Genomic DNA, 23,211 nt, shown 5'->3' with positions numbered 1-23,211 from the left:
TACATCCATAAAACGCAGTTTTCAATTCCCTGTGTTTTTATTTATATACAATGCAGTTTTTGATAACCTTACCGCTAGCGTGCTCTACAATCGCCTTTTCAGTATCCTCAATACAGTATTCATTCTGTACAAAATCCTCTGCACTGATTGCCCCCATCTTCAACATTTCAAAGGCTGCATTTACATGCTGCGGAGTTGTATGGAACACACCCTTCAATGTCAGCTGAGAATAGTGTACAAGTGTTGTATCCACAGGTACCTCCAGGCCTTTTTTCGTACCGCCGAAGAACAGAACCTCACCGCCAGGTCTTGCCATACGCAGGGCAATCTGCCATACCTCCGGTAATCCGGCAGCTTCAATTGCCGCATCCACACCGCGCGCATCCGGTGTCAGCTCCTTTACTGCCTCTGCCTGATCCTTACCGTTGAGATCCTTGATATTGATGATCTCCTGAGCACCCAGCTTTTTCGCAAGTGCCAGTCTTTCCGGTGTCATATCACAGGCGATAACATGTGCACCTCTCAATACACACATACGTACAAACATCAGACCGATCGGTCCGCAGCCGTTTACACAAACATAGTCACCGAGATCAAAGTTCGTCATTTCCGTTCCATACAAGGCACAAGCCAGCGGTTCCAGCAGTGCAGCCTGCTTATAGGACATTCCTTCCGGAATATGGAAGGTATTCAATTTGACGATTCTTTCCGGAATCAGCTGATACTCCGCATAGGCTCCGTTGGTAAACTGATTCTGAATCAGATCCACACACATGGACTCCTGTCCCTTTTTACAATAGTAACAGGTTCCACAGGATGCCGAATTGTGTGCAACCACACGATCACCGACTTTAAACCCGGTAACCCCTTCACCGACGGCATATACGACACCGCTTGCTTCATGCCCCATGCCGAACGGCGGTTCATAGCGGTATCCGCGTTTATACGTTTTCACGTCTGTACCGCAGGTTAAGGTAACCTCATTTTTAATAACGATTTCTCCTGCTTCCGGTACAGGAATTTCTGCCTCCTCCACACGGATATCACCGGGTGCGTAAAATTGTATTTTCTTCATCATAAGTATCTCCTCCTGTTTTTTTATTTCAATGTATTCAATATCATATTTCCCATACATTCCAGCTGCATTGCCATCGTAACAGCTCCCGGGTCCAGATGTCCTACGCCCTTATCGCTGCGATAGCTGGCTCTTCCTTTTACAGCTTCCATTTCCTTTGTACGCTTCGCACCGTTTGCGGCGCCTTCCATAAAATCCTGAATGATTTCTTCATCACACCTGCCTGCGTCCAATCCTTCCCTGTATGCACGAAGTGCCGGGTATAATGCATCAATCATCGTTTTCTGTCCGGGCTCTGTTTTTCCACGCTTCATGATTTCCTGCAGCATGGCGTCATACACCTCATACAGACCGTGTACATCCAGCACAGCTTTGCCGGCACAAGCTCTTCCGGCCGCCATGTATCCGCTGCCATAAAGCGCCCCGGAGGAGCCTCCGACAGCTGAATACATTGTCATTCCAACCTTTTTGAACATATCTGCCAGCGTCATGTCTTCCAGCTCCTTTGACAGAGCTGTTATTTTTTCAAATCCCATATTCACATTCACCCAGTGATCGCCATCCCCTGTCGTGGAGTCCAGCTCCGTGACATAGTCCCTCTGCGCAGCAATCACCTCACGGGCTTCCTGAAAATAGCGGATAAAATCCTTTGTCTGTAATTGAAATCCCATTATCCAATCTCCTTAAATGCCGGGGTATTGCTTGGATACTCCAGCAGCCTTTTCAATTCCTCATCCAGCTGTAGGATACTGCAGGATGCCCCTGCCATTTCAATAGCCGTCATATAGTTTCCAACATAATACTTGACCGGCTTCAGACCTTGGGCACATAACCGGGCATGCACATCAGAAGCCAGAATATATAATTCCATCAAAGGAGTGGCACCCAGACCGTTGATCATGACTGCAACCTCACTCCGTCCATAGTCCTTATCCGCAAGGATTCTGTTTACCATGATATCCGCAATTTCCTTTGACGGCTTCAGCTTCGTTTTCTCAATACCTGCTTCACCGTGGATGCCCATACCGACCTCCATGCAGTCCTCCTCAATCGTAAAGCCGCATGCGCCGACCGCCGGAATCGTACAGGCTGATAACGATACCCCAAAGCTTCTTACGTTCTCAATCGTTTTTTCCGCAACACGCTTAACCTCGGCAAGAGATGCCCCTGTTTCTGCTTTCGCACCGGCAAGCTTATGCACGAATACTGTTCCTGCAATACCACGTCTGCCTGTAGATTCATCACTTTCCGCAACAGCAACATCATCCCTCACAACGACATGATCAACCTCGATACCTTCCATGCCGGCAAGCTCTTCTGCGATTTCAAAGTTCATGATATCTCCGGCATAATTCTTTATGATCAGCAGAACACCATGACCGGAGTCTGCAAGCTGAATTCCACGCAGCACCCGGTCCGGGGACGGCGATGCGAACACATTACCACTCACTGCGGCATCCAGCATACCATAGCCGACATAGCCGGCATGCGCCGGTTCATGACCGCTGCCTCCTCCGGATACAAGCCCGACCTTATCACTTTTTTCCTTGCGGGCAATGACGACGCCTTCCCTGTCATATAAAACATCCGGATTCGCGATTTCAATACCCTGCAGCATTTCTTCAACAACGGCATTCGGATTATTTATTATCTTTTTCATTTCTGTTGTCTCCCTGGTGTAAACCACTCATTTTTAATCCCCCTCTGTGTATATACCTTCGGTAATTCAACCTTGTCATTTAATTTTCGCAGTCCGGCAGTGGAAACGGCGCAGAGTATTGCCAGCACCCAGTTGCGTGTCACTACTGATAAAAGAAGCGCGACAGCTGTCATACAAACGCCTATATACCACCAAAACTGTTGAAATCTGCTCATAGGATCACCTCATTCTTCATTTTGCTTATTGCATTACTATGATAGATACTGTGTCAATTTGCAGCGACATAAGCTGCTTTTCCATAGGTTATATTACAACATACAGAAGGAAAGACACTTTTTTACTGTCCGGATTCCAGACGTTCCTTTGCGGCTTTTTCTCTTGCGGGTGCCAGCTTCAGGAAGTACAGAATTCCCAGTGCCACAACAGCAACACATGCCACGATACCGATCATATTGCCGGTTGCTGCTTCATATATTGCAAAACGGATTTCCGCAATATCGCAGCCCCACCATGTGATATCGGTGTTGTAGGTTCCGGCAGTATTTGCAAGATTGGTCAGGAGCGGTCCCATAACGGATGCCGCATAGCTTAAAATCGGACACCAGATCCAGGAAACGATACACATTTTCAGCACATCGCCCTTCATTGCCAGGAACAGTGGTACACAAACACAGACATTCATCAGATTTCCAAGAACCAGCGCAGTATTTCCCGGCAGAATCAGCGAGAAGATCAATGCAACCGGAATTGTCAGAATGATGGCAACCCAGATTTCAGAGTTACCTGCCAGAATTGGCCAGTCAAGCCCAATGATCAGCTCACGGCCCGGGAATTTCTTTTTCACCCATTCACTTGCCGCATCGGAAATCGGTGTCAGTGCGGTCATAAACAGCTTGGAAACCATCGGGAATAAGGTCAATGCAGTACCTGCCTGTACACCGAGCAGCAATGCACCGGAACCCTGTCCTGCCGCAAGACCGATAATGGTTCCCATCAGGAACCCAAGTACGTGATTTTCACCGAAGATACCGATTTTATTACGTATTTCCTGCGCATTCAGCGTCTTTGTATTTGGCAGAATCTTATCCAGTATATTTGCAATCGGATAGAAGAAGATATTACTTAAAAACATACAGTGCGGCATACCTACAGAAGGAACACCGGTAAGCTCCAGAATCTGATACTTCGTGTAATCCGCATTCTTTAATTCCGCGATAATCTGTACAATAGCAACGATAAAGCCAACAATCACATTATTGCATGCACTTGTGACAAGGAAGGCTGTAAACACCTTGTTTCCTACATTCCACATATCCACATTCAGACAGTTCGTCCATCCGAGCAGCAGCATGATAACATTGATGGCAATCTGTATCGGGAACATGAGGAACGCATACTGCCACTGCCACGCAAGTCCAAGGGCCGGTGCCCATCCCATATCGATATACTTTAATGTACTATCTGATCCCTCAACGATTGTTGTGAAAGCAGCCCCGACGGTATCCCCCATATACCCAATCAATAAATTGATACCAATAAATGCAACACCTAAGGTCAATGCGGATGAGAACGCCTTGCCAGGTTTCATGCCTACGATCAAGCCGATAATGAATAACACAATCGGAAGAAATACGGCAGCGCCCAGGTCAAGAAGACCCTGGAATACGGTAGCTAACATTTCCATAATTTTTTTCTCCTCTTCTTTTCTTTTACTTTAATGCTTTGACAATCTCGTCAATGCAGGCATCCTTGCCCATTCCTGTCAGCAGCGGGATCCCGCTGATTACCGGAATGTCATAGCTTTGTACCACACCGCGCATCGGGGTAATGGATACATAGACATCTGCAGTCTTGATGAAATTATCAAGTGACTTGATATCGACAGCCTCAGCCTTCGCCAGATTACTCAATCCGCGTTCTTCCAGCGCCATATTGATTTTTGTAGCGCATGTAGCCGAGGTTGCGATACCACCTCCGCAGGCAACGATAATTGTTTTCATCTCATTCTCCTTTCTAACCATCTTTCAGGTCGTTTACGCCTATTTAATAAAGCAAAAATTTTGCCAATTCCAGTGAACAGACACTTTTTTCCTCTGTTTTTACACCGGAGAAAGCATAGGGAAGCTATATGCAAAAATGCTTTTTTGTCTCTTCTTTTGTCTTACAGAACGGCTGTTTTTCCAATATGCTTCCTTATATATGTAACCCGAATTCCCCAACACTCTTTTTATAACGTATATCCCTTTCATGCATGCTTACAGATAACTGCATTTATTTATTATTTCTTTTATATTTTCTATGCTATAATTTTAAATGAGATTTCAATCACGAACGAATATGCTCTGTAAATCATAGCTTTTCCATGTCCCTATGGTATCACAAACAACCTCTGCATGTTATCTGCATAAGCATAGTGATAAATTTCAGCCTTGGTAAACAGGAGCTTAAGGGAAGCATTTTCTCATAAATTTTCAGATATATTTCATAATCAGCTTATAATTCCATAGTTTGGCAAGATTTTTGCTTTAATAAAAAGCGGGAGGTATTCAATTATGGAAAAATACAATATAAGGGATTTATTATTTGAAGAACTGATAGAATTAACACTGGAAGCAGAGGATTTTGAGGATGCTATCAAAAAAATCGGTGAGGATGCATACCGGAAGGGATATGTTAAGGAAGGGTTTGCGGATGCAGTTATCAAAAGAGAAAAGCTGTACCCGACAGCATTACCCACGGAGGTACTTAAGGTTGCAATCCCTCATCCCATGGAAAGGGATACGGTTAAGAAATCGGCAATCATCATTACAAAGCTGAAAACCCCTGTGGATTTCACGCTAATGGGATCAGATAATGAAACCGTACCGGTAAATATCATCTTTACGCTTGCTGTGAATGGTGCTGAGCATCAGCTGACAATTCTCCAAAAGCTTGTCGGAATGTTTTCAGAGAAGGAATCCATGGAGCGGATTAAAGCTTCCACAACGCCAAAGGAGATTATGAACTCATTGATTGAGCTTTTATCCTAAACGGATGCTGTCTGTACGTTTCTGCAGCCTTCCATACAGCAGAAACAAAGCACAGATATCATGCAATACAATAGAGAAAGGCATTTGCAGTGCTCTTTTGCACAATGGCAAACTGCACATTCATTAATAAACGTACTGCTGCATCATGGTAAAACAAATGATGCATTCATAAAAGAAAAGAGGTGTAGATATGTCTGAGCAGGAAGTATTCGATTATATCTATTCTGTCATTACAAGGGAATATCTGGAAAACAGAATTCAGAAGAAAGAGAATTTCGGAATCACAGCAAAGGATATCGCTGATCACTTTAACACATACCGTTCGACGGTCAGTACCATGCTGAATACGGCTGTCAAGAACGGCTTGTTTATTAAAATTGAAACCCGACCTGTTTTATTTGTTCCTGTGGATATCATAAAGAAGGAGCTGCATGTTCCCCTGGAAAAGAGTGTTTATACCCCGGAGGAAATCAGAGATCTGTTTTTCAAAAAAGAACAGGAGGTAGATTCCTTTTCCATCATGATTGGCTATGACGGCAGCCAGTCTTTACAGATTAAGCAGGCGCAGTCCGCAATTTTATATCCACCAAAGGGTCTGCACACACTGATTACCGGAGAAAGCGGCACTGGAAAAACATTATTCGCGCATACGATGTATGACTATGGCAGAAAAATAAAAGGCATGAGTGAAAAGGAATATCCCTTCGTGGAATTCAACTGTGCGGACTACTATCACAATCCACAGCTTTTACTGTCACAGCTGTTCGGACATATCCGGGGCGCCTTTACCGGCGCGGATCAGGAAACGGAGGGTCTTGTTGAAAAAGCGAATCACGGAATATTGTTTCTCGATGAAATTCACAGACTTCCTCCGGAGGGACAGGAGCTGTTATTCTATCTTATGGATACCGGACAGTACCGCAAGATGGGGGAAGCAAATACGATACGGAAAGCGGATATCCTCATCATTGGAGCTACAACAGAAAATCCGAAGGATGTCCTGCTGAAAACCTTTAAGCGCAGAATTCCGCTTACAATCAATCTGCCGCCGCTGCGCGAGCGTCCGCTACAGGAAAAGCTGAAAATCATGGAGCATCTCTTTTCCAAGGAGGCAATCCTTACACAGCGTACCTATATCATTGATGCGGATATTGTGAAAGCTATTACCCTGTATGATTTTACAGAAAATATCGGACAGCTTGCCTCTGAAATAAAAATACTGTGTGCCCGCTCTTTCCTTGAAAGTAAAACCAAGGAATTCGGTGAAATCAAGGTTCCCTATGTATTTCTGTCAGACAATATCCGAGAGGCTTATAAAAAGTATAGGAAAATCGGATATACCTTCACCGACAATTATGAGAATTACAACTATGACCTTGTAATCACACCTTCCAATGAGATTACACATGTAAAGGAAAATGTACTGAATGAGGAAGCATACTGCAGTCTGATTGATGAGATTCGCAATTATTCCAGACAGGGACTGACGAGCGATGAGGTCGCAATTCGCATATCCTCCGCAGTGTCTTCCTATTATGACGAAATTCTCAACAGCATGTATTTTAAAACAGTAAACAAGGATGAGCTTTATAAGATTATTGAACCGCGCATTGTCGATTTCTCACTGGAGGTCATGAAGGAAATACAAAACCGCCTGTCTGTAAAAATAACGGAGCAGAGCATCCTCGTTCTGGCCTTTCATTTAAAATTTCTCATTGACAGATTGCGGAAAATAAAGCTGACGGAGAGCAGCTCCGTGCCTGTGAAAACAGGCGATGCGATTGTTGACGATATGATCGACAGGATCGAAAGCAAGTTTTCTCTGCGTCTGCCAACGGATGAGAAAAAGTTCTTTCAGCTGCTGATCAAGAATATTACAAGTGATATTGTACCGGATAATTCATCAAAGGCTGCCTTATATATTCTTGCTCATGGCAATACGGCATCCAGCATAGCAGAGGTATGCAACCGCCTGCTGCATACGGATTTTGTAAGGGCATTTGATATGCCGCTGACACAGGATGTCAACCAGAGCTACCAGCTGTTTATGGAGGAAATCGAGAGTCTGCATCTCAAAAAGGGTGTGATGATTCTGGCGGACATGGGCTCTCTTCTGGATTTTGGTCATAAGCTGACCAGAGATACCGGTATCCCCACACATACGATTCCAAACGTATCCACAGCAATTGCTTTGGACTTTGCGCACATCATGCTGAATCGCAATGAGCATATTGACCTCACCTATAATGAATATCTGATTAAAAACCGCTTTGAGCCTGCCTTTGCAAGCTCAGAGAAAGAGCCTGCAATCATATCCGCATGTTCATCCGGTCAGGGAACAAGTATCGCATTTAAAAATATGATTGTTGAAATATTAAAGGAAAATTCGCTTGGCTACATCCATGTATTTGCGTTAAGCAATGAGGAGCTTCAAAAGAAAAATGAGACCTATCAGGAAATCGTGGACAGCTACAATCTGATTGCAGTCATTGGAAATGTACATATTGATGTGGATGCCCCTTTCTTTCATATATCCGAACTGGTTACCGATGATAAAAAGGAGAATTTCATTAAATTTCTGAACAAAACAGGAGTAAGCGAACAAAAGACAAAGCATAAAAATACAGACCAGAGTGCAGAGGAAGCTGCAGGATTTCTGGCCCAGCATGTTATGTATGTAAATCCACTGGCTGTTCAGAAGGTTGCCGCGGAGTTTTTAGAAAATCTTTTTGATGATCTGGAGTATGAAGAAAAAAACAGAGCCTCTACCGGATTCTCATTAATTATCCATATCGGTTTTATGATTGAGCGTATCATAGCAAATAAGACAATCATATTTGACCATAAGACGCCCTATTTGGACAGTAATAAAGAGATTTTTCAGAAAATAAGAAGCCATATCAAGTCCATTGAGGAGGCCTTTGAAATTGAGATCAGTGATGATGAAATCTGTTATATGATGATCACCCTGTATCCGAATACATATGATGCCGCTGTTGCATAACAGTGGAAGCACAGTTCATGCAGCATTTTGAGGAGAACGAATATGAATGGAAAAATTTACTTAATCGAATATACGGTTATCGTGGCGATCATGATGGTTTTCAACCGGTCAGCCTCATTGGAGAATATGCTCATCGCTTTTCTGATTGTCCTCATACAAATTGGCTTTGACAGGTTGAGAAGAAGGAAGTAAACTTTTATAGTTCTACAGGACCTCGTCCATAACGAATACATATACATGGGGGAATTCAAATACTGTTGTATTTCATAGATATTTGGATTCCCTTTTTCGTCTACATCCACTAGCTAGAAAAAACCTTCTACATCACGATTTTTTTAACCATGTCAGAGAACAGCTCCAATCAATAGGTTGGAATATAGATACCCGTTTTAAGCTTAGATTATTGCTTATTGAAAAGAGTGATATCCTTTTCAGTAAGACTGCTTTTCCCAGATGTATCAATACAGACTTCCATATTCTTTTTTTTGCGGAAGATTCAGCGTACTTACACAAGCATAATTACCGATCATACGTTTACCAGCGCTTTGCATGATATCCGCAAGCAGACTGAATGCATCATAGATCTGCCAGTTAAAGAACTCACTGTATCCTTTACCATAGAGTCTTATACATTGCCTGTAGCCATAGCATAACATCTAATTTTTCAGGTATGCTGAAAAGTAAACAAATCATGAATTTTTTCAATTGCTTCGCTTAACAAAAAAGAGATACCAGATGATTCTGATATCCCTATAATGTTAACCACCGTAAACCTTGATACGGTTAATTGCTTTTGCCAATGCGACCTCAGCACGCTTAATGCTGGTGCGGTTATCCATTTTCTTCAAACGCTCCTCAGCACGTTGTTTTGCATGTCTGGCACGCTCGATATCGATTTCCTCACGGCCTTCAATCGCATCCGCAAGAATTCGCATCTCATTGTCCGCAAACTGAAGCAGTCCGCCGGCAATCGCATAATCCTTATATTCATTGCCTTCCATAAGAGAACATTTGCATGTTGTCAGCATTGCAACGATTGGCATGTGGTTGGGAAGAATTGTCGTTTCTCCTTCCACCGTCCGTACATGCACGCCGCCGACTTCGCCTTCCTTGTAAAGACCCAGCGGCGTAATGATCTTGATTTTGATCATACTCAGTTTTCCAGAGCCTTAGCTTTCTCGACAACTTCTTCGATCGTTGATGCGAACATGAAGGCCTGTTCCGGAAGGTCATCGTATTTCCCAGCCAGCAGTTCCTTGAAGCTTCGCACGGTATCCTCACGGGATACATAGCAGCCCTTGATTCCGGAGAACACCTCCGCAACATGGAATGGCTGTGACAGGAAGTTACGGACACGGCGGGCACGGTTGACAATAATCTTGTCTTCCTCACTCAGCTCGTCCATACCCAGAATGGCAATGATATCCTGCAGCTCCTTATAGCGCTGTAAAATCGTCTGTACTCCGCGGGCAACTTCATAATGCTCTTCACCAACAACTAGCGGATCCAATATACGTGAGCTGGATTCCAGCGGATCAACAGCCGGATAAATTCCCAGTGCCGCAATATCACGGTCCAGAACCGTTTTCGCATCCAGATGGGTAAATGCGGTAGCCGGAGCCGGGTCCGTCAAGTCATCCGCAGGTACATAAATTGCCTGAACAGAGGTAATGGAACCATCCTTCGTGGATGTGATACGCTCCTGCAGCTGCCCCATTTCTGTCGCAAGTGTCGGCTGATAGCCTACTGCACTCGGCATACGTCCCAGCAGGGCGCTTACTTCACTTCCCGCCTGGGTAAAACGGAAGATATTATCAATAAACAGCAGCACATCCTGATGGTCATGATCACGGAAGTATTCCGCCATCGTCAGACCGGTCAGGCCGACACGCATTCTTGCACCCGGAGATTCATTCATCTGTCCGTACACCAGCACGGTCTTATCAAGGACACCGCTGTCCTTCATTTCATGATACATGTCGTTTCCTTCGCGGGTTCTCTCCCCTACGCCGGTAACGACGGACATTCCACCATGTTCCTTGGCGATATTATGGATCAGCTCCTGAATCAGTACGGTTTTACCTACTCCCGCACCGCCAAACAAACCAATCTTACCACCCTTGGAATATGGGCATAGCAGGTCAATGACCTTAATTCCTGTTTCCAGCATTTCTGCGGATGTCTGCTGCTCCTCAAAGCCCGGTGCCTGTCTGTGGATCGGCAGTGTGTTCTCCGTTCCAACAGGTCCCAGACCATCAATTTCACGTCCAAGGACATTAAACATTCTTCCCAGAATTTCTTTTCCCACCGGTACACGGATTGCGGATCCTGTATCAATGGCTTCCATTCCACGAACCAGACCGTCTGTACCACCCATGGCGATACAGCGGACACGTTCATCACCGATATGCTGAGCAACTTCGACAACTAAAGATTCACTGTCTTTCAGAGGAATTTCAATAGCGGTCAATAGCTGCGGCAGATCTCCGTTCTCAAATGCAACATCGACTACCGGACCAATGACCTGTACGATTTTTCCTGTATTCTTACTCATGGCTGCTCCTTTCATTCCATAGCGTTGACACCGCCGACAATTTCCGTTATTTCCTGGGTAATTGCGGCCTGTCGAGCCTGGTTGAATTGTAATTCGAGAGTTTCCTTCAACTCCTCTGCATTATCTGTTGCACTTTCCATTGCCATACGCCTGCTTGCCTGTTCACTTGTTTTCGTTTCCAGGAAGTAGCTGTATAAAAGGGAACGCACATACATTGGAACCAGGGTGTCCAGAATCCGGTCACCTGCAGGCTCAAAGATGGTTTCTGCAGTCGTTGCTTTCTCTCGTTCTTCCTTTTCCACCGGAAGCAGCGTAATCAGCTTCGGTTCAAAGGTTACAGAATTAACAAAGTGTGTATATAAGATACGTATTTCCGATATTTCCTGTTTGCGGTACAGTTCCAATGCATGATCAGCTACACCAACCAGCTCACTGTAACAGTCCTCTTCCAGATCCGTTTCGCTTTGCACAACATGGAAATCCTTATTGTGAATCCAGTTGGCTCCACGTGCTCCGATAATGACAAAGTCACCCTCATTGCCGATTTCATGCTGCAGCATACGGAAGATGTTGGCATTATAGCCGCCGCACAGCCCCATGTCACTTGTAAAGACGATGGTATACGGTTTCCCCTCCTGCTTCTGCAGATACGGATGTCTGGAATGCTCGATGGAAGACAGGATTTCCTGCACAGTTTCTTTCAGATAATATGCATAATCCCGATTCTCTTCCATGTACTGTTTCTGTTTCTTCAGCTTACTGGTGGCAACCAGCTGCATCGCCTTTGTAATCTTTTTTGTAGATTCAACAGAGCGGATGCGCGCTTTGATCTCCAGTTTACCTGCTGCCATACATTATCCTTCTATCATATTCTTGAATTCAGCTTCAAACGCCTGCAATGCAGCCTTGATGTTTGCACTCAGTGCATCATCCAGCGCCTGCTTTTCTTCGATTTCCGTTAAGATGTCCGCATGGTTTCGCTCCATGTACTTCAGCATTTCTTTTTCATACATCTGAACATCCTCCACCTTAACCGGCTTCAGAAATTTGTTTTTCGCCGCAAACAGTGATAACACCTGATGGGTTACCGGAAGCGGATCATACTGATTCTGAATCAGCAGCTTCGTCAAACGCTCACCGTGGGCAAGTGTTTCCGTTGTAGCCGCATCCAGATCACTTCCGAATTTAGCAAAGGCCTGCATCTCACGGAACTGTGCCAGCTCCAGTTTCAGGGAACCGCTCACCTGCTTCATTGCCTTGATCTGCGCCGCACTACCTACACGGGAAACGGACAGACCACTGTCAACGGCAGGACGTACACCACTGTTGAACAGCTCCGTTTGCAAGAAGATCTGTCCATCGGTGATGGAAATAACATTTGTCGGAATATAGGCGGAAATATCTCCAGCCTGTGTTTCAATAATTGGCAGAGCTGTCAGACTTCCTGCGCCAAGCTCATCATTCAGCTTTGCCGCACGCTCCAGCAGACGGGAATGCAGATAGAAGACATCTCCCGGATATGCCTCACGCCCAGGCGGACGCTTCAGCAGCAGGGACATGGTACGATAGGCAACCGCATGCTTACTCAAATCGTCATAAACGATCAGCACATCATCACCGTTTTCCATCCATTCCTCGCCGATTGCACAACCTGCATACGGCGCAATATATTGCAGCGGAGCCGGTTCACTTGCGGTGGAGGATACAATGGTCGTATACTCCATGGCACCGTGGGAACGCAGCTTTTCTACGATTTGTGCTACCGTACTGGCCTTCTGACCAATGGCAACATAGATGCATTTTACATTGTTATTCTTCTGATTGATAATCGTATCAATGGCAATCGCCGTTTTTCCGGTCTGGCGATCTCCGATGATCAGCTCACGCTGACCGCGGCCGATTGGAATCATGGAATCAATGATTTTCAAGCCGGTCTGAATCGGCTGATGTACACTTTTTCTTGTCATAACACCGGGTGCCACACGCTCTACCGGACGGAACTTATCACTTTTGATCGGTTCTCCTCCGTCAATTGCCTGTCCAAGTGCATTGACAACACGTCCCAGCATACCGTCCCCAACGGGAACCTCTACAATACGACCGGTACGTTTTACTTCATCGCCTTCACGGATGTTGGAGTCATCCCCCATCAAAACAGCACCGACGTGCTCTTCCTCCAGGTTCAGTACCATTCCATAAATATCTCCGGGAAAACGAAGCAGCTCACCGGCCATCGCATTCTGTAAACCGTAAATCAGCGCGATACCGTCACCAACGGTGATAATCGTACCAGTTTCATCGATTTCCAGATCCTCATCATATCTGCGAATCTGATCCTTGATCAGCTTACTTATCTCTTCTGGCTTTAAGCTCACTCGCACTCACCTCTAACTTTCCTGCACAGGCTCACTCTGTGCCAGCTGTTTCAGATTATCCATACGGCTTCTGGCGGTATTATCCAGAACCATATCATTGATCTTTATGCGCAGTCCCGCAAGCAGATCCGGATCCTCCTGTATGTGTAATTCCACAGTTTTCGAAAGCTTTTCCTCCAGCATGGATTTCAGACGCTTAATTTCCGCATCATCCAGCTTCTTTGCCGTACGGACATGTGCCACTTCGATATTGTTTACCTTGTTATACTGCTTTACAAACTCTCTGGTAATATCGTGAAAACTCTGAAAACGGCTTTTGTCAATCAAAAGCTTTGCGAAATTCAAAACCATATGATCGACTTCACTACCGAATACAGACGCAAGCGTCTGTTTCTTTTCTTCCTTGTGAATCTTGGGATGCGTCAGTACCCGCATGAAATCGGGATACGCCTTCAGCTGTTCATCCATCATGCATACATCTGCCTTGAATGTATCCAGCTTCTGCTCCTCCTGTGCAAGTGCAAACAGTGCATCACTGTAGCTTTTTGCTGCTATGCCTGCCATGACTCATCACCTGCATGCTCGATAAAATCATCCACGTACTGCTTATGTGTACTTTCATCCAGTTCTTTATTAACAATCTGTTTTGCGGCTTCAAATGCCACATCCACGATTGCATCCTTCATTTCTGCACGAGCCTGTACCTTTTCACGCTCGATATCCTTCCGTGCTTTTTCCTTGACCGCTTCGGCTTCACCTCTTGCGGCAGCCAGAATTTCACGTTTTTCCTGTACGGCATTGGCTTTGGCACTTTCCAGTATTTCATGAGCCTCGCCGCGGGCATTGGCCATCTGCTCTTCATACTGGCGCTTGTATTGTTCTCCTGCTTCCCTGCTTTGCGTACCTGCATCGATATCTGCCTGAATAGCAGCCTTGCGTGCATCGAGATAGGCAAGCACCTTGTCCCAGAAAAAATGCTTTGCGATAGCGATGATGATCAGCGTTGATACACAGACCATGATCATATCCATCGGATTCAGCCGCAGATAGGCATTTATATCAAAATCCATACTATGCGAATACCTCCTTTCTTCATAGCTTCATGATGAATGACATTACCCTTTCATGAAGATTAGAATCAAGGCAACAATCAATGCATAGATACCCGTTGTTTCCGCCAAAGCGATACCAAGTACCATGATGGAACGAATCTTACCTGCAGCATCCGGATTGCGTCCAACACTTTCCGCACCCTTGCTGGCAGCGATACCCTGTCCGATACCAGGACCTAACCCGGCGATCATTGCAATACCTGCACCTAACAGTGCCATACCCTGTACAAAATATTCATTGAATTCCATAATTTTTTCCTCCTGTTAACATCATTTGTTATTCTTCCGGGGCAACCTGTTCACTAAGGAAGAAGCTTGCCAGCGTGAAGAAGATATAGGTCTGTATCAGACCTGAGAACACATCAAAATACGCATGCAGAAACGGTGTCGCAATGTATCCGAGCACTCCAAACGGGAGAAAGCTTCGCATCATTGTATACACCAGCAGCATAATAATGGAGCCTGCCAGTATGTTTCCAAACAAACGCATGGAAAGCGAAATCGGAAGTGCCAGCTCACCAATGACATTCAATGGTGTAAGCAGCCACATCGGCTCCGTCAGCTCCTTCAGACGTGCGCCAAGCCCGCCTTTTTTGATACCGTTATACTGAATGGTCAGAAACATCATCAGTGCAAGGGTAACATTGAAGCTCAAATTGGATGTCGGCGGCTGCAGTCCGAGAAGTCCCAAAAGATTGCTGACGGCCATCATCATGGTCAGTGTACCCAGAAACGACAGATAATGCTTCGTTTCATGCTTCAGGTTATCCCCGATAATATTGGTACACAGCCCGGTAATCATTTCTGTAATCAGAAGTATTCCCGACGGCGCCTTTCGAACATCGGCCTTTTCAAACTTTTTGCCGGCCCAGATAAAGAATATGGAAAACAGCACACAGAGAATCAGCCAGTTGATAATCGACTGCTGAAATTCGATGTTGTATCCAAACAGTGTCAAAACGATTCCGTCAAACTTATCGTCCACTACTCATCCTCCTTTCTGTGTTTCCAGCTGTAAATCAGAATACTGCACTTATGAAGCAGCATTCCCACCAGCAGAGCCGCGATATGCGCACCTGCGATGGCACTTAAGGCAAAGATAACGGCATACAGCATATATCTTCGCGTATAGGAGCGAAATGCACGGGATTTGATATCCGCCAGTTCTCCGTCAATGTGCCCAACCATGTTCTGGATCATGTTGAAGCCCATAATACCGGTTAAGGAGCCGATCAGAATACCCATGACACCTGACTTCCACGCTCCGGGAAACAGGATGATGCAGACCACACAGCCTGCCGCACAGAGCAGCAGCGTAAGTATGCGGATCTCCATTCCCATTTTCCTTGTTTCATTCATGATCATCACCCAGCTTTCGAATCATCAGATACAAACTGGAGATGATGGCGTAGGCTAACAGAATCAGAAGACACCATGGCGAGGTATGAAATACATCATCCAGCCAGGCACCGATCCATACCGCTGCCCCACAGGCAAGTGCCATGGTAAACATCTGCCGCATAGCCTGATACGCTTCCTTCATGACTACTTCGTACCGAAAATACGGTCTCCTGCATCTCCAAGTCCGGGTACGATATACCCTTTTTCATTCAGTTTTTCATCCAGTGCCGCAAGATAGATATCCACTTCCGGATGTGCTTCTTCCACGGCCCTTACACCCTCCGGAGCTCCGACCAGACAGACAAGGCGGATATTCTTAGCGCCCTGTTTCTTTACCATGTCAATGGCGGCGATTGCACTTCCTCCGGTTGCCAGCATCGGATCAACGATCATAACGATAGCGTCCTTTACTTCCTTCGGATACTTTTCAAAATATGTATGAGGCTCCAGTGTTTCTTCATCACGATACAGCCCCACATGTGCAATCTTGACGGTAGGGATCAAATCACAGATTCCATTCACCATACCAAGACCTGCACGTAGAATCGGTACCAGTACGATTTCCTTCGCAAGCTCATAGGTTGTGGTCTTTGCGACAGGTGTGTTGATTTCGACTGGCTGAAGCGGGAAATCTCTGGAAATTTCGTAAGCCATCAGACCTGCGATCTCATCCAGATTCTGGCGGAAATCCTTTGTTCCGGTTTCCTTTTTACGCATCTGTGTCAGCTTATGCGTAATCAATGGATGTTGTAAGACTTTCAGCATAATAATCTCCTTACATAATCAATACGGATATAGCGTACCATAATCCGTTCCAACAGTAGACAGACAATTCAAACGAATTGTATAAATTCTGGCCACGTTGTTTTTATTATACCATGAACACCCTGCTTTTTCCCCCTTTTGTGCATTTTTTCACCACCTTTTTCAAGTGCTTTCCTATATATTATGTATGCACTGGAAATGATTATTCTTTATGTTTTTCAGTGACTAATATCCAGAAGCAATACGTAAAAGCGCTGCGCACTTTTTTCTTTGTGAATTTTAGTATAGGAATTTATCCCACAACAAATAATTTTAGAAATTACGGTATATACATTACATATGTTATAAATATTGTGTTATCTAAATCATCATTCGCTTAACTTCAATGCCAATTTACTATAGATAGAAATAATATGCTATAAGTAGTACAATATGTATGCACGGTACCCTGCTATCTTTAAACGTTCATCTATCTTGCAACGAGCAGTTCATGTTAAAGGAAAAGCAAGCATCTTAATCCAAATTTTCTCAAGCTTATCAGCAATACATAAAAAAAGAGAATCCCCATATTGAAGAATTTCCCTTTTCATTTATCCACGATTACAGCTTCATCTCACTATACCTTTGTAATGACACACGATTTTTTATAAAATGCAATACCGTATCCAATCACATCCTCATATCCATTCGCTAACAGCCCCTCCATATATTTCTTCTGCCGGATTTGCTCACAGGCTTTTTGCGCCATTGATCTTACTTCTGCCATTGATGTCGCAATTTTTAACTCCAATATCAGTCCTCTATCCATGATAGAACGCGGCAGAATTGCAATATCCGCTCTGCCTAAACCGTACTCCTTATTTGAAGCCACTATATAGTCATTCAACATTCCAAGCAGAAGTCCATGATAGAATTTCTCATCATAATCGAAATAGCTGATGCTTTGAAATAATACGTTATTTAATATTTCAGTTGCATTCCTTATCTGTTCTTTCCGTAACGCCTCTACAAAAGATGTACCATTATGTTCTACCTGTTCATTGAACCATTCACTGAATATAGACACATAGATTTGCTTGATTTCCTTATTGGGTATTGATAACCGATACATCCTTTTTTCATTATCAACACATTTAATTGCCTTTAGATAACCGGTAAATAACAGAAAACTGTAAACGTTGTTTATCTGATCCATTTCCCTATAGGTTATCGTATCCTTGATTGGTTTTTCTATCACTCCACCGGATACCAGTATATCAAACTCTTCCCGCATTTTGGGATTTGCTTCTTTTATATACCGGTAAATAATATCATTACCACTGGTGTTCGCCCAGAACGATTCCGGCTCATGCAGATGCGTCTTATTCAGCTTTTCTATATACATTAAAACACTCCATGGATTAGGCTCTGCCCACTAGTAGTGTAGATATCACAGCTACCAAACTGGTATCCGTCACGCCATGGGCGGGCAGCGCCTACCATTCCTTCACTTTATCCCGATATGCCTCTGCCTGATAATCTGATAATAGTGAGTCCATTTCTTTTTGTGTGAATCCAAATTGCTGATTGGATGTATCATCGAAAATAGTAATGACCTTAAAATTATTCAATCCTGTGAAAAGGCTAAAGCCCGCCAGTGGTGTAGATTCTCTCGCTATTCTTAAACAACCTGTCAATATACCTTTCTCCACCGCATCATTAGTTTTTAATGCTGCACTGAACATATTTTTTAGAAAAACAACCATATCATCATAATAACCATTCAGGTAGGCGCTTTGTAGAGGAACATCACGCCACGGGCGGGCAGCGCCTACTCATCAATCAAAAGAACAACCTTTTTTTTCCAATGCTTCTCTAAACAATTACTTAGAAATCGTAGTCCATTCTGAAGCTGTGCTTTATTTACTGTACCTGCTTTATATCTCTTTAATAAATCTCTATCCATTTCATCCAAATGCTCACTGATAAGCAATTCTTCATTCCTGCTTATAATTTCACTTAAGATAATTTGAAAATTATTTAACTGATCTTGAAATGATAAATCTTTTAGATCCTTCAATGACATAAAAATAACAGGATATTGATTCTGATACTGCATTGCTTCCTTATTTTTTGAAATTTCTAATCCATCAAATAGATATGCATTATCCGCTTGGCGAATGGAAAAGAAATAATATAACACGCCTGGGCGGGCAGCGCCTACTCATGTTCAAGGTTTTACCGAATCGGCGTGGCCTGGTACAAAGAGCAACCTTTTCTTTTAATACATCACTAATAAATAAAGTTTTATCAACATAATAATAATCTTTATCTATCAGCTCTTTAAAATTCTCTATTCCAATAGGTATTTGCTTCATACAATCATCTCCTATTCTATAGGTTTATTATATCCCAAACAGATAGCAACTGCCATGAAAATAAATGTATTTCATGACAACTGACCACATTCGTTAACACATACAGCTTCCATCAAAATCAAAGAAATTGTGTAAGAGTGATTGCAGTTCTCTTTCATCCCGCGCGGTAAAATCAGCTTTTTGATCAGCTTCCTGTTGTCCGTATTTATTCAGCCAGATAACATCCCAGCCTGCCTTCTTCGCACCGATTACATCATTTTCATAAGAATCTCCGACATACAGCCCGCTTTCACATACCATATGGAAAATACGTTCATCCGGTTTCGAGATGCCTACCGCGGATGAAATGATCATATCCTTTTCCTCTATCCACTTCCCCAGACCAAGACTCCTTATTTTCTTCAGCTGATGCTCATACGGTCCATTGGTTATCAAACTGATTCTTACATCCCTGCTTTTCAAATAATCCAGTATTTCCACTAGCGTATCACTTAATGAAATCTCATATTGACCCCTCTGATAAGCAGCTTGAAATTTTAACGCTTCCTCATCCATAATCAAAATGTCATGGTCTTTTAATGCAAGCTGAATGCGTCCAATCTGCATGGCTTCAAAAGATATCTCTTTATTCTGATGCCGAAAAAACAATTCATTGCTACGGATGCGAAAGCTTTTATAAATTCTTCTTATCTGCTCATTTGATACCGATTGAATAGTAAGCAACGCCTGTCGAAAAGGTGCAATCTGTTCATACAGCGTATCATCTAAATCAAAGCATATATGTTTTAATCCTTCACTCATTCTGTTTCCTCCCTGTATTCTTTTCTGTGTTTGACAATGTACCCGCTATGGTGATTGTATCCAGATTACACACATACGTCAAGCTTTATATATGCAGGAGGTATATGTACTCCTATATTCCCTGCAGCATTGCACAAGCAAGCAAAAACAGAAGTCAAACAACCCTTTCGACTCCTGTTTCATCATATTATTCGATTATTCTGCGAACTCTGCTGGTAACTCCCTTCAGATGATAGCATTCCGCATACTGCTGCAGCGGTCTCTTGATATGATCAACAACAAACCGCTGTCCATCAATATGATGCTTCGCCAGATTCTCATACAGTATCCGCAGCTCTTTCTTTACGTCCGCATCATTGAATGCATAGTGTCCTGCGATATCCAGAACATCCAGTGACAGCTGTTCATCCTTCAAAATATCGGCAACCTGCAGATTGCGCTGTTCCCCGATCATCCATTTTCTCCAACGCTCTGTTTTTATCGCCTTAACCAGCAATGTCTTTCTTAACGAAGAAGTTTTTTCAAGCAGTCCTTCCTTTTTCAGAATATCCTCAACCTCGCACAGCTTGAGATATGCTCTTGTCTCTTCTGTTCCATACTGCGGTGCGACATTGCTTGCCGTTACATTTGCAGGAATATGCTCCAGCAGAGTTACATCATCCAGATAATCTGCATTATGCTCCTTTAATCCGACACCGTATGCTTTTGCCATGGCAGCCAGATCATATGCATTATGGAAATTATATGTTCCTACCTGCTCTGTTTTTCTGGTCAGTGTTCCTGTCTGCCCGACGATAAAGGTAGGCATCGGCAGTCCCTTAACCTTCAACTCTATTTCCAGCTTTTCAATAAACTCGCGATATTTTTCTGTCGATGTCAAACCGCCATTTGTTTCCTCCGTTCCGACCTCATACCCTATTTCCGGTAAATTTCTACGCTTGCGTTCTTCCTCACAATAAGCAATCAGCTCCACTGTCCTCTGCAAAACAACATCCAGAGGTATCACCTTTCCAATTTCAAAGGGATCCTTTGTCGGATCAATCATCAATAAATCAAAGCCGTTTTCAATATCCGCAAGATAAGACTGTCGTGCCAGCCTCATGGCCTCCTCCTCGCTCAGGTGTGCATTCCGCTCATTATCTCTTTGCCATGGTCCTCCATGATCCCTGCACAGATAATACAAGCCATCAAAGCCAACCTGCTCAGCAACTGCGCGTATATCGTCCTGAAAGCGTTTCTGATTCCAGCCGTTTACATAGCCGCCGCCTAATTCATCTGCATCCACCTGATTCCGGCTGGCAATGAACATTAAAGGAAAATCATAATCCCTCGCAATTTCAAAGCTTGCCTGCAACAGATTCGGTGACATCGGCCCAATGCCCAGAAGCGTTGCACTTTCTCCTGTATCCTGTAATTTCAATAAGCCTTCCACTACCTTCTTGATTGGTAATTTGTTCATAATTTCTATCTCCATTTCCTTTCGACTTCCATTTCATTCATTTGACTATACCAGCTCCTGCATGTTCACCATCTGATGAAACCATTCAGCTTCCTCTTCCTGCATAGCCTGATAAAGCTCATTCATAAAGTACAGCACTTTCGCTTTGTATTTTTTCTTATACCGTATAGATAACGGCTGTCCGGCATTTGTTTTGGCCCGCATTGGCAGTACTGCTTTTAAATAGTCCCTATATGAATCCTGCTGTTCTTTGAATATACCAAGCAGCACCTCATCCGCATGAACAAGAGCATAGCAATCCTGCGGCTCTTGTTTGCTTCTTATACATTTAAAGCGTAATCCTGCTTTCTCCAGCTGTTTGCTTCTATCTTCATTCCTCATAATATTTTCTTCTGCATTCTCATCCCCTATGAACGTGAAATACATTTGTGAAGCGCCGTGCTGCACTCCGTAAGCCATTGCCGTGTCCAAATCTGTTCCCAATACTACAATTTGCTTCATACAGCCTATTTCACAGATGCTTTATTATCTTCAGTTACAGACAGCTTCTCTGTTTTTTTATCCTTATTCTCGAGATTCGGTTTCAGCAGCATTAGAAGCAATGCTGTGACAACAACGCCGATTGCCATATCCAGTGTATATAATAATGGCTTATTCGTAGCCGCAACAACAATCATCCCGCCATGGGGAACGTAGCATTCAATTGCATGCATCATCGCAAGACCGGCTCCAACTGCACTTCCACCCATAATGGCAGGTAAAACATGCTTGATATCCTTTACTGCAAACGGTATTGCCCCCTCTGTAATACCAATCAGTCCCATAAACGCACTGGTCACCCCCAGCTGCTTCTCCGCATTATCGTATTTTCTTCGGGAAATGAAGGTGGATAATGCCAGACCCAGAGGAGGGATCGCCACAGCGACGCGGAATGCGCCGTTAGGTCCATACAGTCCTTCCGCCATCAAAGCCATCGTAAAGGCAGATGCAGTTTTATTTATCGGCCCACCCATATCAAAGGCGGTCATCACACCAATCACGATTCCCAGAAGAATCGCACTTCCTCCCTGCATGCCACTCAGCATACCGGTTAATGCCTTCATCAATGCACCCAGAGGACCCACCAGAATGTAAAGATATGCAAGGCAGCAAATCAAAGCGGAAACAATCGGAATAATCAGGACGGGCATGATGGATTTTATTGTCGGTCCCACCTTCCAGCTTTTGATCCACTTACATACATATCCCACCAGAATCCCCATAATCATGGCTCCCAGAAAGCCTGTGGATACATTGTTTTCTCCCACCGGATTATTTGCTATATAGCCCACAATCATACCCGGGGCAAGCGCAGGCTTTCCTGCGAGTGAATATGCGATGTAACCGGCAAGCATCGGTATCATCATCGCCATACCTGCGGAACCGATTGTATTGATATTCTGCATAAAGCCGTTTGTCACCTTCATGCCGTCACTGCCCGCTTCTCCGGTTGCCAATGCGAATGCCAGAAATACACCGCCGATTACAACTGCCGGAAGAAAGTATGATACCCCTGTGTTAAATGCCTTAACTAAATCTTTTCCTAAATTTTTAAACATAAGCTCTCCTCACTTTATTTA

29 protein-coding genes are annotated in these 23,211 nt (G+C 44.0%); 3 read left to right on the top strand and 26 right to left on the bottom strand.

All coding sequences use genetic code 11. From position 1 onward, the window contains the following. Positions 1 to 37: 37 nt before the first annotated feature. The 6 genes from KSZ58_RS00540 to KSZ58_RS00515 all read right to left on the bottom strand — a co-directional run bounded on the left by KSZ58_RS00540 (position 38) and on the right by KSZ58_RS00515 (position 4,735). A complete protein-coding gene (locus KSZ58_RS00540; protein WP_008818226.1) occupies positions 38 to 1,078 on the bottom strand; it encodes an alcohol dehydrogenase catalytic domain-containing protein in 1,041 nt (346 codons plus the stop codon). 20 nt (positions 1,079 to 1,098) lie between these two features. Continuing rightward, entirely contained in the window at positions 1,099 to 1,746 is a 648-nt protein-coding gene (dhaL, locus tag KSZ58_RS00535) for a dihydroxyacetone kinase subunit DhaL (RefSeq protein ID WP_009270192.1), read from the bottom strand. After that, a complete protein-coding gene (dhaK, locus tag KSZ58_RS00530; RefSeq protein ID WP_009270191.1) occupies positions 1,746 to 2,735 on the bottom strand; it encodes a dihydroxyacetone kinase subunit DhaK in 990 nt (329 codons plus the stop codon). The genes dhaL and dhaK overlap by 1 nt, the downstream gene beginning before the upstream one ends. Next, the gene (locus KSZ58_RS00525; RefSeq protein ID WP_002606940.1) at positions 2,732 to 2,950 is read right to left on the bottom strand and encodes a hypothetical protein; all 219 of its coding nucleotides are present in this window, start codon (positions 2,948 to 2,950) and stop codon (positions 2,732 to 2,734) included. Before KSZ58_RS00525 ends, dhaK begins: the two co-directional genes overlap by 4 nt. 122 nt (positions 2,951 to 3,072) lie before the next feature. Then, positions 3,073 to 4,419 (bottom strand): PTS galactitol transporter subunit IIC, encoded by a 1,347-nt coding sequence (locus KSZ58_RS00520; protein WP_009270190.1) that lies wholly within the window; start codon positions 4,417 to 4,419, stop codon positions 3,073 to 3,075. Positions 4,420 to 4,444: 25 nt separating this feature from the next. Continuing rightward, the gene (locus tag KSZ58_RS00515; protein ID WP_002606938.1) at positions 4,445 to 4,735 is read right to left on the bottom strand and encodes a PTS sugar transporter subunit IIB; all 291 of its coding nucleotides are present in this window, start codon (positions 4,733 to 4,735) and stop codon (positions 4,445 to 4,447) included. 552 nt (positions 4,736 to 5,287) lie between these two features. Here KSZ58_RS00515 and KSZ58_RS00510 point away from each other — a divergent pair. From KSZ58_RS00510 to KSZ58_RS00500, 3 genes are all read left to right on the top strand, one after another. Continuing rightward, the gene (locus KSZ58_RS00510; RefSeq protein WP_002606937.1) at positions 5,288 to 5,764 is read left to right on the top strand and encodes a PTS sugar transporter subunit IIA; all 477 of its coding nucleotides are present in this window, start codon (positions 5,288 to 5,290) and stop codon (positions 5,762 to 5,764) included. A gap of 190 nt (positions 5,765 to 5,954) precedes the next feature. Beyond that, positions 5,955 to 8,768, top strand: coding sequence for a sigma 54-interacting transcriptional regulator (locus KSZ58_RS00505; protein ID WP_009270189.1), 2,814 nt, complete (start codon positions 5,955 to 5,957; stop codon positions 8,766 to 8,768). Positions 8,769 to 8,810: 42 nt separating this feature from the next. After that, complete coding sequence (locus KSZ58_RS00500) at positions 8,811 to 8,960, top strand: hypothetical protein (RefSeq protein ID WP_008818223.1); 150 nt, start codon at positions 8,811 to 8,813, stop codon at positions 8,958 to 8,960. A 266-nt stretch (positions 8,961 to 9,226) separates the two neighbouring features. Here KSZ58_RS00500 and KSZ58_RS00495 read toward each other — a convergent pair whose 3' ends face one another. The 20 genes from KSZ58_RS00495 to KSZ58_RS00400 all read right to left on the bottom strand — a co-directional run bounded on the left by KSZ58_RS00495 (position 9,227) and on the right by KSZ58_RS00400 (position 23,190). After that, a complete protein-coding gene (locus tag KSZ58_RS00495) occupies positions 9,227 to 9,424 on the bottom strand; it encodes a hypothetical protein (protein ID WP_021420412.1) in 198 nt (65 codons plus the stop codon). A gap of 102 nt (positions 9,425 to 9,526) precedes the next feature. Further along, complete coding sequence (gene atpC, locus KSZ58_RS00490; RefSeq protein WP_008818222.1) at positions 9,527 to 9,919, bottom strand: ATP synthase F1 subunit epsilon; 393 nt, start codon at positions 9,917 to 9,919, stop codon at positions 9,527 to 9,529. 2 nt (positions 9,920 to 9,921) lie between these two features. Beyond that, positions 9,922 to 11,322 (bottom strand): F0F1 ATP synthase subunit beta, encoded by a 1,401-nt coding sequence (atpD, locus tag KSZ58_RS00485; protein WP_008818221.1) that lies wholly within the window; start codon positions 11,320 to 11,322, stop codon positions 9,922 to 9,924. A gap of 11 nt (positions 11,323 to 11,333) precedes the next feature. Continuing rightward, positions 11,334 to 12,173: an ATP synthase F1 subunit gamma gene (gene atpG, locus KSZ58_RS00480; RefSeq protein ID WP_008818220.1), complete on the bottom strand. Its 840-nt coding sequence runs from the start codon at positions 12,171 to 12,173 to the stop codon at positions 11,334 to 11,336. Positions 12,174 to 12,176: 3 nt separating this feature from the next. Further along, positions 12,177 to 13,697 carry a F0F1 ATP synthase subunit alpha gene (gene atpA, locus KSZ58_RS00475; protein WP_009270188.1) on the bottom strand — a complete coding sequence of 507 codons (1,521 nt, stop codon included), beginning with the start codon at positions 13,695 to 13,697 and terminating at the stop codon, positions 12,177 to 12,179. Between the two features lie 12 nt (positions 13,698 to 13,709). Continuing rightward, positions 13,710 to 14,261: an ATP synthase F1 subunit delta gene (atpH, locus tag KSZ58_RS00470; protein ID WP_008818218.1), complete on the bottom strand. Its 552-nt coding sequence runs from the start codon at positions 14,259 to 14,261 to the stop codon at positions 13,710 to 13,712. Continuing rightward, positions 14,249 to 14,767 carry a F0F1 ATP synthase subunit B gene (gene atpF / locus KSZ58_RS00465; protein ID WP_008818217.1) on the bottom strand — a complete coding sequence of 173 codons (519 nt, stop codon included), beginning with the start codon at positions 14,765 to 14,767 and terminating at the stop codon, positions 14,249 to 14,251. Before atpF ends, atpH begins: the two co-directional genes overlap by 13 nt. A 45-nt stretch (positions 14,768 to 14,812) precedes the next feature. Beyond that, positions 14,813 to 15,058 carry an ATP synthase F0 subunit C gene (gene atpE / locus KSZ58_RS00460; protein ID WP_002606928.1) on the bottom strand — a complete coding sequence of 82 codons (246 nt, stop codon included), beginning with the start codon at positions 15,056 to 15,058 and terminating at the stop codon, positions 14,813 to 14,815. A gap of 28 nt (positions 15,059 to 15,086) precedes the next feature. After that, positions 15,087 to 15,794: a F0F1 ATP synthase subunit A gene (atpB, locus tag KSZ58_RS00455; protein ID WP_008818216.1), complete on the bottom strand. Its 708-nt coding sequence runs from the start codon at positions 15,792 to 15,794 to the stop codon at positions 15,087 to 15,089. Beyond that, positions 15,794 to 16,168, bottom strand: coding sequence for a hypothetical protein (locus tag KSZ58_RS00450; protein ID WP_021420413.1), 375 nt, complete (start codon positions 16,166 to 16,168; stop codon positions 15,794 to 15,796). The genes atpB and KSZ58_RS00450 overlap by 1 nt, the downstream gene beginning before the upstream one ends. Beyond that, positions 16,161 to 16,352: an AtpZ/AtpI family protein gene (locus KSZ58_RS00445; RefSeq protein WP_009270187.1), complete on the bottom strand. Its 192-nt coding sequence runs from the start codon at positions 16,350 to 16,352 to the stop codon at positions 16,161 to 16,163. Before KSZ58_RS00445 ends, KSZ58_RS00450 begins: the two co-directional genes overlap by 8 nt. Before the next feature lie 2 nt (positions 16,353 to 16,354). After that, positions 16,355 to 16,975: a uracil phosphoribosyltransferase gene (gene upp / locus KSZ58_RS00440; RefSeq protein WP_008818213.1), complete on the bottom strand. Its 621-nt coding sequence runs from the start codon at positions 16,973 to 16,975 to the stop codon at positions 16,355 to 16,357. Between the two features lie 616 nt (positions 16,976 to 17,591). Continuing rightward, positions 17,592 to 18,359: a PD-(D/E)XK nuclease domain-containing protein gene (locus tag KSZ58_RS00435; RefSeq protein ID WP_009270186.1), complete on the bottom strand. Its 768-nt coding sequence runs from the start codon at positions 18,357 to 18,359 to the stop codon at positions 17,592 to 17,594. A gap of 91 nt (positions 18,360 to 18,450) precedes the next feature. After that, entirely contained in the window at positions 18,451 to 18,720 is a 270-nt protein-coding gene (locus KSZ58_RS00430) for an AAA family ATPase (protein WP_008818211.1), read from the bottom strand. 65 nt (positions 18,721 to 18,785) lie between these two features. Beyond that, the gene (locus KSZ58_RS00425; RefSeq protein WP_021420414.1) at positions 18,786 to 19,157 is read right to left on the bottom strand and encodes an AAA family ATPase; all 372 of its coding nucleotides are present in this window, start codon (positions 19,155 to 19,157) and stop codon (positions 18,786 to 18,788) included. Beyond that, entirely contained in the window at positions 19,120 to 19,332 is a 213-nt protein-coding gene (locus KSZ58_RS00420; protein WP_008818209.1) for an AAA family ATPase, read from the bottom strand. Before KSZ58_RS00420 ends, KSZ58_RS00425 begins: the two co-directional genes overlap by 38 nt. Positions 19,333 to 19,425: 93 nt before the next feature. Beyond that, positions 19,426 to 20,133, bottom strand: a complete 708-nt coding sequence (locus KSZ58_RS00415; protein ID WP_009270185.1) for an HAD family hydrolase — start codon at positions 20,131 to 20,133, stop codon at positions 19,426 to 19,428. 187 nt (positions 20,134 to 20,320) lie between these two features. After that, complete coding sequence (locus tag KSZ58_RS00410; RefSeq protein ID WP_008818207.1) at positions 20,321 to 21,592, bottom strand: class II D-tagatose-bisphosphate aldolase non-catalytic subunit; 1,272 nt, start codon at positions 21,590 to 21,592, stop codon at positions 20,321 to 20,323. A 45-nt stretch (positions 21,593 to 21,637) separates the two neighbouring features. Beyond that, entirely contained in the window at positions 21,638 to 22,093 is a 456-nt protein-coding gene (locus KSZ58_RS00405; RefSeq protein ID WP_008818206.1) for a hypothetical protein, read from the bottom strand. Between the two features lie 5 nt (positions 22,094 to 22,098). After that, positions 22,099 to 23,190, bottom strand: coding sequence for a PTS fructose transporter subunit IIC (locus KSZ58_RS00400; RefSeq protein WP_008818205.1), 1,092 nt, complete (start codon positions 23,188 to 23,190; stop codon positions 22,099 to 22,101). Positions 23,191 to 23,211: the final 21 nt, after the last annotated feature.

The organism is Erysipelatoclostridium sp. DFI.2.3 (assembly GCF_019132535.1).
In the GTDB taxonomy this organism is placed as follows: domain Bacteria; phylum Bacillota_I; class Bacilli_A; order Erysipelotrichales; family Erysipelotrichaceae; genus Clostridium_AQ; species Clostridium_AQ innocuum.
The sequence above is the reverse complement of the archived record's forward strand: the minus strand, read 5'-3'. Positions and strand labels throughout refer to the sequence as shown.